General features: G+C 69.9%; 16 protein-coding genes and 1 pseudogene. 4 read left to right on the top strand and 13 right to left on the bottom strand.

Annotation, left to right across the window (positions count from 1 at the left end; genetic code table 11):
• Positions 1–54: 54 nt before the first annotated feature.
• The 4 genes from B7R87_RS14050 to B7R87_RS14065 form a co-directional block, all read right to left on the bottom strand.
• Positions 55–459: a PPOX class F420-dependent oxidoreductase gene (locus tag B7R87_RS14050; RefSeq protein WP_006348417.1), complete on the bottom strand. Its 405-nt coding sequence runs from the start codon at positions 457–459 to the stop codon at positions 55–57.
• Positions 460–617: 158 nt separating this feature from the next.
• Positions 618–1,199, bottom strand: coding sequence for a 2-C-methyl-D-erythritol 2,4-cyclodiphosphate synthase (ispF, locus tag B7R87_RS14055; protein WP_006348416.1), 582 nt, complete (start codon positions 1,197–1,199; stop codon positions 618–620).
• Positions 1,189–1,935, bottom strand: a complete 747-nt coding sequence (gene ispD / locus B7R87_RS14060) for a 2-C-methyl-D-erythritol 4-phosphate cytidylyltransferase (RefSeq protein ID WP_040915813.1) — start codon at positions 1,933–1,935, stop codon at positions 1,189–1,191. The genes ispF and ispD overlap by 11 nt, the downstream gene beginning before the upstream one ends.
• 354 nt (positions 1,936–2,289) lie before the next feature.
• Positions 2,290–2,772 (bottom strand): CarD family transcriptional regulator, encoded by a 483-nt coding sequence (locus B7R87_RS14065; protein ID WP_003953493.1) that lies wholly within the window; start codon positions 2,770–2,772, stop codon positions 2,290–2,292.
• 820 nt (positions 2,773–3,592) lie between these two features.
• Between B7R87_RS14065 and B7R87_RS14075 the strand changes: the two genes are divergently transcribed.
• Positions 3,593–4,285 carry a hypothetical protein gene (locus B7R87_RS14075; protein ID WP_045853005.1) on the top strand — a complete coding sequence of 231 codons (693 nt, stop codon included), beginning with the start codon at positions 3,593–3,595 and terminating at the stop codon, positions 4,283–4,285.
• 118 nt (positions 4,286–4,403) lie between these two features.
• Here the strand turns inward: B7R87_RS14075 and B7R87_RS14080 are convergent, their stop codons facing one another.
• Positions 4,404–5,084, bottom strand: a complete 681-nt coding sequence (locus B7R87_RS14080) for a response regulator transcription factor (protein WP_006348412.1) — start codon at positions 5,082–5,084, stop codon at positions 4,404–4,406.
• Positions 5,081–6,340 carry a sensor histidine kinase gene (locus B7R87_RS14085; protein WP_006348411.1) on the bottom strand — a complete coding sequence of 420 codons (1,260 nt, stop codon included), beginning with the start codon at positions 6,338–6,340 and terminating at the stop codon, positions 5,081–5,083. Before B7R87_RS14085 ends, B7R87_RS14080 begins: the two co-directional genes overlap by 4 nt.
• A gap of 215 nt (positions 6,341–6,555) precedes the next feature.
• Here B7R87_RS14085 and phoU point away from each other — a divergent pair, with 215 nt between their 5' ends.
• Both phoU and B7R87_RS33110 read left to right on the top strand, forming a co-directional pair.
• Entirely contained in the window at positions 6,556–7,245 is a 690-nt protein-coding gene (gene phoU, locus B7R87_RS14090) for a phosphate signaling complex protein PhoU (protein WP_006348410.1), read from the top strand.
• Positions 7,246–7,427: 182 nt separating this feature from the next.
• Positions 7,428–7,589: a hypothetical protein gene (locus B7R87_RS33110; RefSeq protein WP_164516026.1), complete on the top strand. Its 162-nt coding sequence runs from the start codon at positions 7,428–7,430 to the stop codon at positions 7,587–7,589.
• A 91-nt stretch (positions 7,590–7,680) separates the two neighbouring features.
• On the opposite strand, the gene B7R87_RS14095 is transcribed toward B7R87_RS33110, so the two are convergent.
• Positions 7,681–8,919 (bottom strand): MDR family MFS transporter, encoded by a 1,239-nt coding sequence (locus B7R87_RS14095; RefSeq protein ID WP_006348409.1) that lies wholly within the window; start codon positions 8,917–8,919, stop codon positions 7,681–7,683.
• Between the two features lie 189 nt (positions 8,920–9,108).
• On the opposite strand from B7R87_RS14095, the gene B7R87_RS14100 reads away from it, so the two are divergent.
• Positions 9,109–9,870 (top strand): phosphoglyceromutase, encoded by a 762-nt coding sequence (locus tag B7R87_RS14100; protein WP_006348408.1) that lies wholly within the window; start codon positions 9,109–9,111, stop codon positions 9,868–9,870.
• Positions 9,871–10,514: 644 nt separating this feature from the next.
• Here B7R87_RS14100 and B7R87_RS14105 read toward each other — a convergent pair.
• From B7R87_RS14105 to B7R87_RS14130, 6 genes and pseudogenes are all read right to left on the bottom strand, one after another.
• A pseudogene (locus tag B7R87_RS14105) lies at positions 10,515–10,988 on the bottom strand (tyrosine-type recombinase/integrase); the annotation flags it as partial.
• A gap of 161 nt (positions 10,989–11,149) precedes the next feature.
• Complete coding sequence (locus tag B7R87_RS14110) at positions 11,150–11,362, bottom strand: hypothetical protein (RefSeq protein WP_078902279.1); 213 nt, start codon at positions 11,360–11,362, stop codon at positions 11,150–11,152.
• A complete protein-coding gene (locus tag B7R87_RS14115; protein ID WP_006348406.1) occupies positions 11,359–11,613 on the bottom strand; it encodes a hypothetical protein in 255 nt (84 codons plus the stop codon). The genes B7R87_RS14110 and B7R87_RS14115 overlap by 4 nt, the downstream gene beginning before the upstream one ends.
• 50 nt (positions 11,614–11,663) lie before the next feature.
• Positions 11,664–11,972, bottom strand: coding sequence for a hypothetical protein (locus B7R87_RS14120; protein WP_006348405.1), 309 nt, complete (start codon positions 11,970–11,972; stop codon positions 11,664–11,666).
• A complete protein-coding gene (locus B7R87_RS14125; protein ID WP_006348404.1) occupies positions 11,969–12,280 on the bottom strand; it encodes a hypothetical protein in 312 nt (103 codons plus the stop codon). The genes B7R87_RS14120 and B7R87_RS14125 overlap by 4 nt, the downstream gene beginning before the upstream one ends.
• Positions 12,270–12,818, bottom strand: a complete 549-nt coding sequence (locus tag B7R87_RS14130) for a bifunctional DNA primase/polymerase (protein WP_202488215.1) — start codon at positions 12,816–12,818, stop codon at positions 12,270–12,272. The genes B7R87_RS14125 and B7R87_RS14130 overlap by 11 nt, the downstream gene beginning before the upstream one ends.
• Positions 12,819–13,060: the final 242 nt, after the last annotated feature.

Below are 13,060 nucleotides of genomic sequence, written 5' to 3' on the forward strand. Positions count from 1 at the left end.
GTCCCGGGGGCGCCCCCGGCCACCCGGGACGCGGGCGGCCGGAAGCTGCGGGGTTCAGATCCGGCCGACGACCTTGCGCGGGGTGATCCGGACGACGACCCGCTGGGCGTCCTGCGCCGCGGTCGGGTTGAACTCTGCGTACGACTTGCCCACGTACTTGACGGCCAGCTCGTCGATCAGCTCCGGGCCGCCCTCTTCGGTGATCTCCACGGTGCCGCGGATCTCGGCGTAGGTGTACGGGGCGTCGAAGGGCTGGACGACCACCGTGACGCGGGGATCGCGGCGGAGGTTCTTCTCCTTCTGCCGCCCGATCGTGGTCGAGATCAGCAGATCGTCGCCGTCGCGCTTCACCCAGACCGGGGACACCTGAGGGCTGCCGTCGGGCTGGATGGTGGCGATGTTGACGAAGACCGGGGAGTCGAGAAGGGCCTTCAGTTCGTCCGAGAGCTGGGCAGACATGGTGTTGCCTTCCTGGTCCGGGGGGCCACTGTGGGTGCAGGGCGGGTGTCCGCGCGTCACGGACGCCCGCCGGGTGAACCATGCCACACGGAGAGGTATTTCCGGTCGTTCGTTACACCCGGATGAACGTTACGGCCGGACGCGCGTCCCTGCGGGATTCAGGCGGAGGTACGCGCGTCCGCGGCGGGATCCGTACCGGCGGATGCTCCCGCGGGTGTTCCCGTACGGAAGACGAGCGCGGTGGCGATCGCGGCCAGCCCCTCCGCCCGGCCGGTCAGCCCCAGTCCGTCGGTCGTCGTCCCGGAGACCGAGACGGGCGCCCCGACGGCCGCGCCGAGCGCCTTCTGCGCCTCGTCCCGGCGCTTGCCGACCTTGGGCCGGACACCGATGACCTGGACGGCGACATTGCCGATCTCGAAGCCCTCGGCGCGGACGATACGGGCCGCCTCGGCCAGCAGCGTGACACCGGAGGCCCCGGACCATTCGGGCCGGCCGGTGCCGAAGTGCGCGCCGAGGTCGCCGATGCCCGCGGCGGAGAAGAGCGCGTCGCAGGCGGCGTGCGCGGCGACGTCCCCGTCGGAGTGGCCGGCCAGCCCGGCGCTCTCGCCCTCCCAGAGCAGCCCGGCGCACCACAGCTCGCGCCCGGGCTCGAAGGCATGGACGTCGGTGCCGATGCCGACCAGCGGCAGCGGGACCGCGGGGCGGGCGGCGGGGCTTGCGGCGGCGGGGTCAGAAACCATCGTTGGCCCTCCTGCGGGCGAGTACGGCCTCGGCGAGGACGAGGTCGAGCGGACGGGTCACCTTGAAGGCCTCCTCGTGCCCGGGGACCACGACGACCGGCTCCCCGAGCCGCTCCACCAAGCCCGCGCAGTCGGTCGCGCCCTCGCCGTCGGCGGGGACGGTGTCATGGGCGCGGACCAGGGTGGCCCGGTCGAAGCCCTGCGGGGTCTGGACGGCCCGCAGCCTGGCGCGCTCGGGTGTGGCGACCACCGGCTCCGGCTCGCCCTTCCCGCCGGGCACCACCTCCTTGACGGTGTCCGCGAGCGGCAGCGCGGGGACGACCGCGGGTGCCCCGTCGCGTACCGCCTCGATGACGGAGTCGACGGTGTCGACCGGCACCAGCGGGCGGGCGGCGTCGTGGACGAGGACGACCGGGACGTCGTCGGGGACGGCCGCGAGACCGAGCCGTACGGACTCCTGGCGGGTTTCGCCGCCGGGGACGACGACCACCTCGGTGCGGTCCGGCAGGACGAGGTCGGCGAGGAGGTTGCGGACCCCGGGGGTGTCCTCGGGGGGCGCGACGACCACGACGAGGACGACGGCGTTGGACGCGGCCATGGCGCGTACGGCGTGCACCAGCATGGGCGTCCCGTTGAGCGCCCGGAGCGCCTTGGGGGCGCCGGGGCCGAGCCGTACCCCCCGTCCGGCGGCCGGGATCACCGCTGCGGTGCGGGGTGTGAGCGATCGGTCTGACATCGGTTGCACTCCGGCAGGTTTGTTTCCTCGGCCCTTTTGGGTATGGCCTCAGCGTGCCGGGCGCGACGCCTTGACGGACCCTTCCGTGACGACGGTCTGCGCCAGCCGCCCGGGCCCGGCACACCAGGGCTTGGCCTCCCGTCGGGGGCCGGGCCTCCTGGGTGAGGCTGTGAGTTGTGACAGTAGACGGCTGCGGTACCGCACGACTGCGACACGGGACAAACGTGCCGCAGTGCCCGGCAACAGGTCAGTGATCAAAGGGGATCACATCGTGTCGGCGGGCACCGCGGCAGTTGTGTATACGTTCGGCCGGGCCGGTTCCGCTCTGGGCGGGCCGGGCAGCGGCCGGGCGCGTCAGGACGCGAGAACCTCGTCGAGCAGGGCCTCGGCCTTGTCCTCGTTGGTGTTCTCCGCGAGGGCGAGTTCGCTCACCAGGATCTGGCGGGCCTTGGCGAGCATCCGCTTCTCACCGGCGGAGAGTCCGCGCTCCCGCTCACGGCGCCACAGGTCGCGCACGACTTCGGCGACCTTGATGACATCGCCGGAAGCGAGCTTCTCCAGATTTGCCTTGTAGCGGCGGGACCAGTTCGTCGGCTCCTCGGCATACGGCGCGCGCAGCACCTCGAAGACCCGGTCGAGCCCGTCCTGACCGACCACATCGCGTACGCCCACGAACTCCGCATTGTCCGCCGGCACGCGCACCGTCAGGTCGCCCTGGGCGACCTTGAGCACCAAGTAGGTCTTGTCCACGCCTTTGATCTGGCGAGTTTCGATGGCCTCGATCAGCGCGGCCCCGTGATGGGGATAGACCACGGTGTCGCCAACCTTGAACGTCATGTGACAGGTACCCCTTCCGTGGCTATCCAGGGTAACACGGATACAGCTTCTTCTGAATGGCGTTTTCGCAGGTCAGAGCATATCTCGGGGCTTGACAACAGTGACGGGAACGTGCTGCGAGCGGCTTCCGGAACACGGTATTCGCAGGTCGGAGCGGCTCTGCGGACAGGTGGAAACACGGCCGTCGCACCTGGCCGGAGGCCCGCCACGGCGTCCGAACGTCCCGATTTGCCGGGTTCTCGTGGTGAACTTCCCCTACTCCGTTCGGACCTCGGTCACCCGTACGGACGGGCGGCGCGGAACAATCATGAATTGATCTTCGAATGCCCATCGGTATTCATTACCGTCTCATCCGCACCACCCGTCCATGACTTCCCGTGACGGCGGCGGCCCGGAATTGATCACCCCGCCGATAGCGGATTTACGAACAGCAGGTGAATCCCGGTCCCGGCCGGGGAAACGCAGCGGCGAATCCGGGCTCCTTCGGCGGCCGGGTCCGGACCGACCGGACCGACCTGACTGACCGGACCGACCGGACCGACCGGGCCGATCCGCGGCGGGTCTCTCCGCCCGGGCTTCCGGTCGGGGTTCCGGTCGGGCTTCCGGGGCGCGGCGGCGCGTCCGGGCAGGCCGGGGCGGGTGGAGCCCGAGGGGCGAAGGGCCCGTAAGGGGCGGGTCGGGTGCGGGCGCGAAGGGAGGGCTCTGTAATCTGTGGACGAACTGACGCGGGCACGGCCGCCATTGCGCCGGTTCAGCAGAAGCAGAGCAGAACCAGAACAGTCCCGATGCCAGATCCGTTCGTGCAAGGAGATGCCGCGCCGTGAGCCTCCCCCTTACTCCGTCCGGGGGCGCTACTCGCCTTCGCCGCGGCGCCGTCGCCGCGACCGCAGTCGCGCTGTCGTTCGCCGCGCTCACCGCGTGTGGCGCGGGCAACAACGCGCAGTCGCTCGGCATCAAGCCGGACACCGCGACGGCTTCCGTGGACAACATCGCCATCCAGAACGCGAATGTGATCACCCAGTCGAAGACGGGCGAGGCCGGTCCCGCAGTCGTCTCGGCGACGATCTTCAACAAGGGCGCGACCGAGCAGACCCTGGACTCCATCACCCTGCCGGGCGGTGCGGGCACCGTGAAGCTCACGGGCGCCTCCGGCTCCGGCGGCGTCACCGTTCCCGCCCAGGGTTCGATCGTCATCGGCGGCAAGGGCAACGCCTCGGCGGTCATCGAGGACGGCACCGCGCTGACGAAGAAGATCGGCGGCGTCCAGGACGTCGTCTTCAAGCTCAGCAAGACGGGCGACGTCAAGCTGGAGGCCTTCGTGGTCCCGTCGTCGGCCGACGGCTACGCGGACTTCGGCCCGGGCAGCGCGCCCGCCCCCGCGGCCTCCCCGTCCCCGTCGGGCCAGCCGGGCGCAGAGGGCACCGAAGGTGCTGAAGGTGCCGAGAAGCCCGAGGGTGGCGAGAAGCCCGAGGGCGCGGACGCGTCGAACGCCCCGGAGACGCCCGCGGGCTGAGCCCCGCGCCGTACCGTACGAACGCAGAGCGAAGGCGCCCCGCCGTGACCGGTGGGGCGCCTTCGTACATCCGCCGCCGCCGGACGTTCGTCGTACGTCCGGCGGCGGGCGGGGCCGTCTACGGCTCGAACTTGTAGCCGAGACCGCGGACCGTGACGAGATAGCGCGGGGCGCCGGGGTCCGGTTCGATCTTGGCGCGCAGCCGCTTGACGTGGACGTCGAGGGTTTTGGTGTCGCCGACGTAGTCCGCGCCCCAGACCCGGTCGATGAGCTGCATCCGGGTGAGCACCCGGCCCGCGTTCCGCAGCAGCATCTCCAGCAGGTCGAACTCCTTCAGCGGAAGGTCGACCTTGCCGCCGGAGACGGTGACGACATGGCGGTCGACGTCCATCCGCACCGGGCCGGCCTCCAGCGCGGCCGGGGCGGCCTCCTCCGGCTCCCCGCGGCGGCGCAGCACCGCGCGGATCCGGGCGACCAGCTCGCGCGAGGAGAACGGCTTGGTGACGTAGTCGTCGGCGCCTATCTCCAGGCCGACGACCTTGTCGATCTCGCTGTCCTTGGCGGTCACCATGATGACCGGCACGTTCGAGCGGCCGCGCAGCTGGCGGCAGACCTCGGTCCCGGGGAGCCCGGGCAGCATCAGGTCGAGAAGGACGAGATCGGCGCCGTTGCGCTCGAACTCGTCGAGCCCCTCGGGTCCGGTGGTCGCCACGGCGACCTCGAAACCCTCTTTGCGGAGCATGTAGGAGAGAGCGTCGCTGAACGATTCCTCGTCCTCGACGACGAGCACTCGGGTCACGGAAGGACCTCCGGGGCAGGGATCTCGAAATGCGGATCGGTGGGGGGAGTGGGCCGGTCGGCGTTGTCGGCGCGATCCGGTTCGGTGGTGCGGGAGCGGTGGCGTACGGATCCCGCTTCCGGGAGTCGCAGGGTGAAGGTGGAACCCTGGCCCTCGGAGCTCCAGACCGTGACCTCCCCGCCGTGCGAGGCGGCCACATGTTTGACGATCGCCAGCCCGAGGCCGGTGCCTCCGGTGGCGCGTGAACGGGCGGGGTCGACGCGGTAGAAGCGTTCGAAGACCCGCTCGCGGTCCTTCTCGGAGATGCCCATGCCCTGGTCGGTGACGGCGATCTCGATCAGGCTTCCGCCCGGGGCGGGGACGCGGCGGGCGGAGATGCCGACGCGGGTGCGGGCCGGCGAGTAGTTGACGGCGTTCTCGACCAGGTTACCCAGTGCGGCGGCCAGCTGACCCCGGTGGCCCCAGATGTGCAGTCCGTCGGTGCCGCCGGAGACCATGGTGATGTTCTTGGTGGAGGCCGGGTGGCGGGAGCGGTCGATCGCCTCCGCGACCAGTTCGTCGACCCGGACCGGCTCGGCGCCGTCCAGCGGATCGTCGTTCTGGACCCGGGAGAGGTCGATCAGCTCCTGGACCAGGCTGGTCAGCCGGGCGGCTTCGATCTGCATCCGCCCGGCGAAGCGGGAGACCGCCTCCGGATCGTCCGACGCGTCCATCACGGCCTCCGCGAGCAGGGAGAGCGCGCCGACGGGCGTCTTCAGCTCATGGCTGACGTTGGCGACGAAATCCCGGCGTACGGCTTCGATGCGGCGGGCCTCGGTGAGGTCCTCCACCAGGAGGAGGACCAGCCGGGAGCCCAGGGGCGCGACCCGGGCGGAGACGGCGAGCGCCTCGCCCCGGCCGGTGCCCCGGCGCGGGAGGTCCAGCTCGACCTGGCGGATCTCGCCGTCGCGTCGGGTGTCCCTGGCCATCTTGAGCATGGCGTCGACCGTCAGTTTTCCGCCACGGACCAGCCCGAGGGCGTACGCCGCGGAGCTGGCCTTCACCACGGAGTCGCTCTCGTCGAGGACGACCGCGGAGGAGCGCAGTACGGAGAGGACCGTGTCGACGCCGGGCGGCAGCACGGCGTCCGTGTGCAGCGACGACCGGGTGGGCCGGCGCTGCTCACGTTCGCTCCAGCGGAACGCCAGCACGGCGAAGACGCCGGTCAGCAGACCGCCGATCGCCGCCACTGCGGCGACCGCCGCGTTCACGTCCATGCCTCAAGGTTAGGCATGGTCATCGCATTGGTCTCGGCCGAAGGGGTGACCGGGAGGACTCGTCGCCCAGAGTTCACCCGGGGGACCGGGCCGGTTCATTTGGGAAGGTGGGGGTCGACTCCTTGGCCGCGGACCGTGGGAGCGTGGGGGTCCACGGACCCCATCCGGGCCCCGGTCGCCGCGACCGGACCACGGTCACCGAGAGAGGGAACTCCATGCGGGACGCGTACCACGAGGAACTGGACTCCATCAGCGAGAGTCTGGTCGAGATGGCCCGGCTGGTCGGGTCGGCCATAGGGCGCGCCACGACGGCGATGCTCGACGCGGATCTGAAACTGGCCGAAAGTGTGATCGCGGCCGATCAGAAGGTCGACGATCTCCAGCACGATCTGGAGGGGCGGGCGATCGCCCTGCTGGCGCGCCAGCAGCCGGTGGCCACGGATCTGCGGATCGTGGTGACATCGCTGCGGATGAGCGCGGATCTGGAGCGTTCGGGTGATCTGGCCCAGCACGTCGCGAAGCTGGCCCGGCTGCGCTTCCCGGAGTCGCCGGTGCCGCGGGACCTCCAGGCCACGATCCTGGAGATGGGCCAGCTGGCGCAGCGGCTGATGGCGAAGGCCGGAGAGGTGATCATCACCAAGGACGTCGATCTGGCGCTCCAGCTGGAGACCGACGACGACGAGATGGACCTGCTGCACCGGACGCTGTTCCAGCATCTGATGGACGACCGCTGGAAGCACGGCATCGAGACGGCGGTGGATGTGACGCTGCTCGGCCGCTACTACGAGCGGTTCGCGGACCATGCGGTGTCGGTGGCGAAGCGGGTGGTGTATCTGGTGACGGGCGAGCACGCGGACGATCTCCAGCCGGACACGGTGGACCAGGCGGATGCGGTGGAGGCCTGAGGGGATCGTGTGACCCGGGGTGCCCTTGGGGGACGGGCGCTCCGCAGGGCCCCTTGCCACGCTCCGTACCGATGTCTCCACGCGCTGTTGACGCGCCTGCCTCTGCGGGCATCGAATGGCAGGAGGCGGCATGTGGTGCACGCCGTGCGCGAGCATGCCTCCGTATCCGATGAGGAGGAACCATGGCCGATTCCCCGACCCCGGACACCCAGCAGGAGTCCGCGGCCGAAGCACAGCGCGATGTGATGCGCCTTCCGCTGCTGGGCAGCTGCGGCTGCGGCTCGGGCTGCGGCTGCGGCTGCAAGTCGGGGTCGCCGTGCCAGTGCAGCGGCGGCTGCGGCTGACACGCGTTCGTACGGACGCCGCAAGGGCCGGGGCCCGCCGGCCGGGACGGCCGGCGGGCCCTGCCGTGTCCTGGTGCGCGTCCGCCCCGGTTCAGGCGGCGCTCTTCGCCTCCGCGCCCTTCACCACTCCCTGTGCTTCCCGTCCGTCCGGCGCTCCCGGCTTGGTCTCCTCCCCCAGCCTGCGCAGCAGCAGCCAGAAGCCGGCCGCGGCGGCGGTGCCGAGGACGGCGCAGAGGGCCCAGAGCCAGTCGGCGCCGAAGCGGTCGATCATCTGTCCGGCCATCAGCGGGGCGACGAGGGTGGCGACGGACCAGGTCAGGGAGTGCACGCCCTGATAGCGGCCACGGCCGTGGAGCGGGGAGAGCCGGACGACCAGACCGGCCTGGGTGGGGGCGCTGAGGATCTCGCCGAGGGTCCAGACGGCGACCGTGAGGGCGTAGAAGGCGATGGAGCCGGCGAAGGCGGTGAGCCCGTATCCGTACCCCGCGAGCAGGGAGGCGACGACCAGCAGCAGGCGCGGGTCGCGGTGGGTGATGACATGGGTGAGCGGGATCTGGAGGATCACGATCAGCAGCCCGTTGAGGGCCATGACCATGCCGAAGCTGGACGGGGAGAGCCCGGAGTCGCCCATGGCGAGCGGCAGGCCGATATAGCCCTGGGTGAAGATCAGCGCGAGGAGGAAGGAGAGGGTGACCAGGCTCATGAAGCGCCCGTCGCGCAGCACGGTCCCCATGCCGACCTGCGGTTCGGGGCCGCTGTCCGGCCCGGTGCCCGCGGGGTGCTCCGGCCGGGACTCGGGGAGCTTGACGAAGATGATGACCGCGCAGGCCAGGGTCATCACGGCCTCGCCGAGGAAACCGATGAGGAAGCTGTACTCGGCGACGAACCCGGCGGCGGTCGCGGAGACCGCGAAGCCGAGGTTGATGGCCCAGTAGTTGAGGGAGTACGCGCGGACCCGGTCCTCCGGGGGCACGATATCGGCCATCATCGCCTGAACGGCGGGGCGCGAGCCGGTGGTCGCGGCGCCGACGACCGCGGCGACGGCGGCGATGGCGGCCGGGTGCTGGACGAAGCCGAGGACGCCGACGGCGACGGCGGACAGGGCCTGGGTGATCAGCAGGGTGGGCCGCCGCCCGATCCGGTCGGCCAGGATCCCACCGCCGATGGACCCGGCGACGCCGCCGAGCCCGTAGAGGGAGACGACCAGTCCGGCGTACGAGGCGGAGTGCCCCTCCTCGGCGGTGAGGTAGAGCACGAGGAAGGTGGAGACGAAGGCGCCGAGCCGGTTGACCAGGGTGCTGGTCCACAGCCACCAGAACTGGCGGGGCATCCCCGCCGTGCTTGCCCGTGCGGCTCTGTACAACCGGCCCGAACCCATGCCGACTCCCCCACCTCATGTAAGTGTCCCAAACCTTTAGCGCACATTACATCCGGTGGGGTTCGCTGACCACTCGTTTGACGGCAGCCGTCAAACGTCCCGAGCGCGGCAGGCGGGGCGGGGTCCATTAGGCTCGTACGCATGGCCGACGCACCGTACAAGCTGATCCTCCTCCGCCACGGCGAGAGCGAGTGGAACGCAAAGAACCTGTTCACCGGCTGGGTGGACGTCAATCTCACCGAGAAGGGCGAGAAGGAGGCGGTCCGCGGCGGCGAGCTGCTGAAGGACGCCGGGCTGCTGCCCGACGTGCTGCACACCTCCCTCCAGAAGCGCGCCATCCGCACCGCGCAGCTCTCCCTGGAGGCCGCGGACCGCCACTGGATCCCGGTCCACCGCTCCTGGCGCCTCAACGAGCGCCACTACGGCGCCCTCCAGGGCAAGGACAAGGCCCAGACGCTCGCCGAGTTCGGCGAGGAGCAGTTCATGCTCTGGCGCCGCTCCTACGACACCCCGCCGCCCCCGCTGGCGGACGGCTCCGAGTTCTCCCAGGCCGGCGACGCCCGCTACGCCGACATCCCGCCGGAGCTGCGCCCGCGCACGGAGTGCCTGAAGGACGTCGTGGCCCGCATGCTGCCGTACTGGTACGACGGCATCGTCCCCGACCTCCTGGCCGGCCGCACCGTCCTGGTCGCTGCCCACGGCAACTCGCTGCGCGCCCTGGTCAAGCACCTGGACGGCATCTCGGACGAGGACATCGCGTCCCTCAACATCCCCACCGGCATCCCGCTCGCCTACGAGCTGGACGCCGATTTCAAGCCGATCGTCCCGGGCGGCACGTACCTCGACCCTGACGCGGCGGCGGCGGCCATCGAGGCCGTGAAGAACCAGGGCAAGAAGAAGTAACTCCCTGCCCGAAAGCCCCCGACCTGCATTTTCCTCGCAGGGCGGGGGCTTTTTGCTGGAGCTGGGCCGTCTCCGGGCCGTCAGCGGCATTCCGGCCGCTTCCAGAGTTGCGCTGGTATCCCGGGTAACTGCCTTTGCTAGCGGTATGCTTGGCCCGCCTCACCTGAACCTCCCCTGAACTCCGTGCGAATGCATGCGAGTTCCAAGGCTCCGGCCCGATATGCGGGTCGGCTGGAGGATAGGGGAGGTGGTAGAGAGGTGAGTCTTGAGAAGGGCAAGCCTCGTAGCTGGACCGATGCCGAGAAGTGGCAGGTCTGGCTTACGGGGATCGGCCTGTTGACAACCATCGCTGCCAGCGTGATGCAGTTCGCTCGATGAGCGACTCACGCGCGAGAACGGTCGGGATCGGGTGCTGCACATGCAGCGAGCCCGGTCTGCTGCTACGCGACCGGGCTCGCTGACTGCATGAGGGCCTGGGTCTGGTTGCCGCCGGATCCAGGTCCTCGTTCGTTCCAGAGTCTTCGTTAGCTCTAGAGGTAACTAGAGCTATCTAGAGCTAACTAGAACTAACTAGAGCTATCTAGCAGCCGGAGTCTCTCACGACGTAGCTAATACCCTCAAGTTTTGCGGGGTAGACTCCGCCCTCATTTCGAGCTTACGGTTCGCGACGATTTGCGTCGTTCATTGATCGGCTTGTCCTGTGGGAGAAGTCCGTCCGTCATCTCACCTGTACGCCCTCTGCCAGCAAACACCGAGGCCACAGCCTTGCGCGTGCGCTCTCTGCTGGAGGGCATGAGATGCGCGTACACCCTGAGCGTCAGGCCGGGGTCGGAGTGGCCCAGGTACTCGGCGAGCGCCTTGACGTTCTCCCCCGCGTCCAGGAGGACGGAGGCATAGAAGTGGCGGAGGGCGTGCATACCGTTCTCGCGCGACTCCGAGTAGGGCTCGCCGGGTTCGGGGACCGGGATCACCCCGGCCGCGGCGAGCGCTGGCTTCCACGCGTCGTCGTTGAGCGACGTCCGCCAGACATGGCCGCCACGCGGTGCCGTGAAGACCAGCCGCTTGGTCATGGGCGGGCCGTCCGCAATCTTCCACGGCAGAGTGATCTCCGCGGGCGGGAGGCCCTGGATTCTCAAGCTTGGTGCCTTCGACGCTGTGGCCCGGGCACGACGAAGCCCCGGGCGCCCGTGTTGGGGCACTGGCGACCGGGGCTGGGGGAGGGGAGCCGACCAGGCGTCGTTGACGGTCCGTGGGTGGCTTCCCCTTTGGTTGGGCGGGGCTATGCGGTGTGGGGGTAGGTCAGGTCTTCGTCGAGGGTGGGGCCGTGGGGGACCGTTGGGGCGCAGTGGGGGCAGGCGTAGAGGGTGGTGCCGGGGCCGCTGGGGCTGGGGAGCCAGCGGATGTGGACCGGGGCCGTTGTTTCCGTGGCGCATTGGATGCACCTGGCGGTGAAGGCCTTGGGTGGGGGTGAGGTCAGGGCGTCGGTGGTCATGAGGCGGCGCCCGGGTGGAGGCGGAGTTGGAGGGTGGTGTCCAGTGGGGCGTACGGGCGGACCAGGGGGATGTCCTCGCCGTTGAAGGGGCGTTGGCGTTCGAGGACGTGTGCGGGGGTGGGGGTGGTCCACGGGGTCATCCAGAGCGTCAGCGGCATGCGGGTCGGCGCCGGGGTTTGGCGGTGGCGGCCGTGGGCGGGGAAGAGTGTTTTCAGGGCGCGGTGGATCAGTTGGACAATATGCTTGGGCATACGTTGGTCAGCTCCTTGGAAGCTGGGTGGCGAGCCTCGGCGGGCCGGTCCTACGCGGACCGCCGGGGCGTTTGTTCGGTGGCGAGGTGGTCGGCCAGTTCGAGGGCGAGGCCGGTGACGAGCGCCTGTGCAAGGAATTGGGCAGCCTCGGGGCGCACTTGGCCGAGGCAGACGAGGCCGTCGCCGTATACGTTCACGTCGGCCTTGAGTCCGGGGAAGTCGCTGTCGAGGCCCAAGGCGCGGAGCCGGTCTGCGAAGGCGGCTGTGCCTCGGTGGGCACGGGACCAGCCGCGTACGTAGGAGATGCCGGGCGCGAGTTCTTCCGCTCGCCTTGCGATCACACCTCTGCGGTCGGTCATGTCGGCGTCTCCTCTCCCCGGTCGGTGTGGGTGTTCGATGCGGCTTGGCGTGCGCAGGTGGCGTCGCCGGGCCATTCGCAGGACAGTGCGCGGTCGAGGAGTGCGGCCAGTCGCTCGGCCGTCTCCGGCGAGACGCGGCCTAGTTCGACGAGGCCGTGCCCGAACGCGTTCATCTGGGCCTGGAGGTAGGGGAAGTCCTTCTCCAGGCCGGCCGAGACGAGGACGTCCCGCAGGGCGGCGGTGGCGTCCCGGGCCGCGTACCAGGGTTCGCTTTCGGCGGGTGACCAGTGGGCGAAGTCATGCCCCATCGGTCGTCTCCTCCGGCCATTCCTCCGACTCAAGGTCGAGGAACTCCGAGCCGTAGCGGTCGAACCGGTTGAGCAGCCGCGTGGTCGCGACGATCACGACCGCCAAGGCGACCGCTCGCAGCGGAGAGCCCTCCACAGGGCGAGCCGGGGCGGCGATCCACTGGTAGCGGTCGCCGGACAGGGGCATGGGGCCAGGGATCATGACGGATGAGCCCTTGGCCAGGTAGGAGTAGCCGGGCCGGTCGCCGTACTCCGATTCCGTGGCCACGGTCCGCTCGAAGCGCTTGCGCGAACCGGCGTTGAGGAGAAAGCCGACCTCGCTGCTGCCCAGGTCGGACAGGACGGGCCCGCACGGCATGCCCCGCTGCTGGAGTTGGTGGAAGACCTCCAGCCCTGTCCGCTGCTCTACAACGACCACGTCGAAGTGAAGCCCTGCCGGGAACAGGTGAGGGGCGCGGGGGTCGTCGGCCCATACGGAGCGGCATTTCTCCGGATCGTCGGCGGCGTCGGACAGCCACTGCCTGCCGCGCCTCGTCATCTTCTGCACGTCGGTTCACCTCAATCGGTCCACGGCGACCGCTGGGAGTCGTCGTGCTCCCAGATTTGTGGTGAAGGCCCTGTTCAGGGCAGATGACGAGGGGTGACATGGGGTGACGAGGGGCGTCACCCCGGGGTGCCGTCCCGAGCATTCCTTCGCGCGAATTCCCCTCCTCCGAGGGCGCGTAGTAGTCGCGTGTTCCTTATATTCACTTTGCGGCAGCTACAGCCACGGGGGAGGTG

It is taken from the genome of Streptomyces tsukubensis, assembly GCF_003932715.1.
Lineage (GTDB): Bacteria > Actinomycetota > Actinomycetes > Streptomycetales > Streptomycetaceae > Streptomyces > Streptomyces tsukubensis.

Bases quoted from the DNA above. Each gene is read 5' to 3' on its own strand.
- B7R87_RS14130 (WP_202488215.1), bottom strand. From the start codon at position 12,818: ATGACGAGGCGCGGCAGGCAGTGGCTGTCCGACGCCGCCGACGATCCG.
- B7R87_RS14085 (WP_006348411.1), bottom strand. From the start codon at position 6,340: ATGGACGTGAACGCGGCGGTCGCCGCAGTGGCGGCGATCGGCGGTCTG.
- ispD (WP_040915813.1), bottom strand. From the start codon at position 1,935: ATGTCAGACCGATCGCTCACACCCCGCACCGCAGCGGTGATCCCGGCC.
- B7R87_RS14095 (WP_006348409.1), bottom strand. From the start codon at position 8,919: ATGCCCCGCCAGTTCTGGTGGCTGTGGACCAGCACCCTGGTCAACCGG.
- B7R87_RS33110 (WP_164516026.1), top strand. From the start codon at position 7,428: ATGGCCGATTCCCCGACCCCGGACACCCAGCAGGAGTCCGCGGCCGAA.
- B7R87_RS14125 (WP_006348404.1), bottom strand. From the start codon at position 12,280: ATGGGGCATGACTTCGCCCACTGGTCACCCGCCGAAAGCGAACCCTGG.
- B7R87_RS14065 (WP_003953493.1), bottom strand. From the start codon at position 2,772: ATGACGTTCAAGGTTGGCGACACCGTGGTCTATCCCCATCACGGGGCC.
- B7R87_RS14110 (WP_078902279.1), bottom strand. From the start codon at position 11,362: ATGACCACCGACGCCCTGACCTCACCCCCACCCAAGGCCTTCACCGCC.
- ispF (WP_006348416.1), bottom strand. From the start codon at position 1,199: ATGGTTTCTGACCCCGCCGCCGCAAGCCCCGCCGCCCGCCCCGCGGTC.
- phoU (WP_006348410.1), top strand. From the start codon at position 6,556: ATGCGGGACGCGTACCACGAGGAACTGGACTCCATCAGCGAGAGTCTG.
- B7R87_RS14100 (WP_006348408.1), top strand. From the start codon at position 9,109: ATGGCCGACGCACCGTACAAGCTGATCCTCCTCCGCCACGGCGAGAGC.
- B7R87_RS14050 (WP_006348417.1), bottom strand. From the start codon at position 459: ATGTCTGCCCAGCTCTCGGACGAACTGAAGGCCCTTCTCGACTCCCCG.
- B7R87_RS14115 (WP_006348406.1), bottom strand. From the start codon at position 11,613: ATGCCCAAGCATATTGTCCAACTGATCCACCGCGCCCTGAAAACACTC.
- B7R87_RS14120 (WP_006348405.1), bottom strand. From the start codon at position 11,972: ATGACCGACCGCAGAGGTGTGATCGCAAGGCGAGCGGAAGAACTCGCG.